The sequence below is a fragment of the Streptomyces sp. NPDC059853 genome (assembly GCF_042731495.1).
In the GTDB taxonomy this organism is placed as follows: Bacteria; Actinomycetota; Actinomycetes; order Streptomycetales; family Streptomycetaceae; genus Streptomyces.
Genome location: NZ_JBHWJL010000502.1, coordinates 1 through 2192, shown reverse-complemented (window position 1 = coordinate 2192; position 2192 = coordinate 1). Strand labels below are relative to the sequence as shown.

The following is a 2192-nucleotide window of genomic DNA, read 5'->3' as shown; positions in this document are numbered from 1 at the left end:
GCCCCGCACTGCGCGCTGGTCAGCCGGGCCCGGAAGTTGGGGTCGCACACGACGGCGGCACCGGCGTCGGCCGCGATCCGGGCGGCGGCGGGGACCGGTCCCGTCGTACCCCTCCCGTAACAGGCACCTCCTCAGTACCGTTGGCCTCCGCAGCACGGCCCGTCACCCCCGGCGGGCCGCCGCAGCCGAAGTGCCGCGCCCCCGCGAGGAGTTCCATGAGCACAGCAGGCCCCGCCCTGCTCACCGCCCTGGCCGTGAGCATCGGGTTGATCATCGTCCTGTGCGGGCGGTTCCGTCTGCACCCCTTCCTCGCCATCGTCCTGGCCACCTACGCCTTCGGGTTCCTCGCGATGGGCATCGGCGCGGCGACCGGTGCGCGGGACCCGTTCGTCGACGACCTGGCCGGGACCGTGGCCGAGGGGTTCGGCTCGATCCTGATGAGCATCGGCCTGGTCATCCTCTTCGGGACGATCATCGGCAAGGTCCTGGAACGGACCGGCGCTGCCGTCACCCTCGCCGAGGGGGTCCTCAGGGTCATCGGCAAGCGCCACCCCGCCCTGGCCATGTCGCTCATGGGCTGGGTGGTCTCGGTCCCCGTCTTCTGCGACTCCGGGTACGTGGTGCTCTCCCCCCTCCAGCGCTCCATAGCCCGCCGGACGGGCAAGAACCCCGTCGTGCTCGGGACCGCGCTGGCCACCGGCCTGTACGCCTCCCACACCTTCGTCCCCCCGACCCCGGGCCCGATCGCCGCCGCCGGCAACGTCGGCATCGCCTCCGACGGGCTGGTCTGGGTCATCCTCTTCGGCATCCCGGTCTCCCTGGTCGCCGCCGTCGCCGGACTCGCCTGGGCGCTGCGCCGCACCACGGACCTGGAGAGCCATCTCCCGGACGCGCGCCAGACCTTCGAGGAGTACAAGGAGCAGTTCGAGCGGCTCCCCTCGACGGGCCGGGCGCTGGCCCCGATCCTGGCGCCGATCGTCCTGATGGCGACCGGCTCGGTCGCCGCGTTCCCCTCCGGGGACGGCACGCTCGTGGACGGCACGCTCGGCGCGTTCCTCACCGACATCGGCAACCCGGTGAACGCGCTGCTCATCGGCGTCCTCCTGGCGCTGGCCCTGCTGCCGCCGAGGCGCGACGCCAAGGCGCTGACCACCTGGGTCGCCGAGGGTCTGGTCGACGCGGCGCCGATCCTGGTCATCACGGGTGCGGGCGGCGCCTTCGGGGCGGTCATCAAGGGCACCCCGATCGCCGACTACATCGCCGATCTCATCGGGGACGGATCGGCGGTGAGCGGCGTGCCCGCGCTGCTGGTCCTCTTCGCGATCGCCGCGCTGCTCAAGACCGCGCAGGGCAGCAGCACCGCCGCGCTGATCATCACCTCCACGCTCGCCCAGCCGCTCCTGCCGGCCCTGGGACTGGACGGCACACTCGGCGCCATCCCGATGGGCCAGGTGATGGCGGTGCTGGCCATCGGCGCCGGGGCGATGGTGGTCAGCCATGTCAACGACTCGTACTTCTGGGTCGTCACCCAGTTCTCCGGCATGGACGTGAAGACCGCCTACCGCGCCCAGACCGCGGCCACCCTCGTCCAGGGGGTCACCGCACTGGGGGCCGTGGTGCTGCTCGGGCTGGTGGTCCTGTAGGAGGCGCCTTCCGGGTACGTCCCGCCCCCGGTGGTCGGACGGCCTAGTCGTAGCGGCGGACGGCGCCGGGGGTGAGGGCGGCGGCCACGGCGTCGGCCAGCGGGAGGATGTCGGGCGGGGCCAGCCGGGAGACGGTGAGCCGGATGCCGGGCGGGGAGGCCAGCCGGAACCGGGCGCCCGGGCTCACCGCCCAGCCGGCGGTGAGCAGCCGGGCGACGGCCCCGGTCTCGTCGGGGGCGGGCACCCACACGTTCATGCCGCTGCGGCCTCTGGCAGGCAGGCCGCGCTCGGTGAGGGCGGTGCGCAGGGCCTCGCGGCGGCTGCCGTAGGAGGCGGCGACGGCCGCCGGGTCCACCGCCCCGCTCTCCCAGAGCGCGGCGACGGTCTCCTGGAGCAGGTGGCTGACCCAGCCGGGGCCGAGCCGGTGCCGTCCGGCCACCCGGTCGATGGTGAGCGGGTCACCGGTGAGGACGGCGACCCGCAGGTCGGGGCCGTATCCCTTGGCGGCGGAGCGGAGGAACGCCCAGTGCCGGGTGACGCCGGTGAGGG

The 2192-nt window shown here is 74.0% G+C and carries 1 protein-coding gene and 1 pseudogene; one reads left to right on the top strand and one right to left on the bottom strand.

The annotated features are described in order from the left end of the window. Window positions 1-215 precede the first annotated feature (215 nt). A complete protein-coding gene (locus tag ACFV5N_RS27300; protein WP_385605060.1) occupies window positions 216-1643 on the top strand; it encodes a GntP family permease in 1428 nt (475 codons plus the stop codon). 43 nt (window positions 1644-1686) lie between these two features. Here ACFV5N_RS27300 and ACFV5N_RS27295 read toward each other — a convergent pair. Then, window positions 1687-2192: pseudogene (locus tag ACFV5N_RS27295) on the bottom strand (GntR family transcriptional regulator); the annotation flags it as partial.

Excerpts from the sequence above, each read along its gene's own strand:
- ACFV5N_RS27300 (WP_385605060.1), top strand. The coding sequence starts at position 216 with ATGAGCACAGCAGGCCCCGCCCTGCTCACCGCCCTGGCCGTGAGCATC.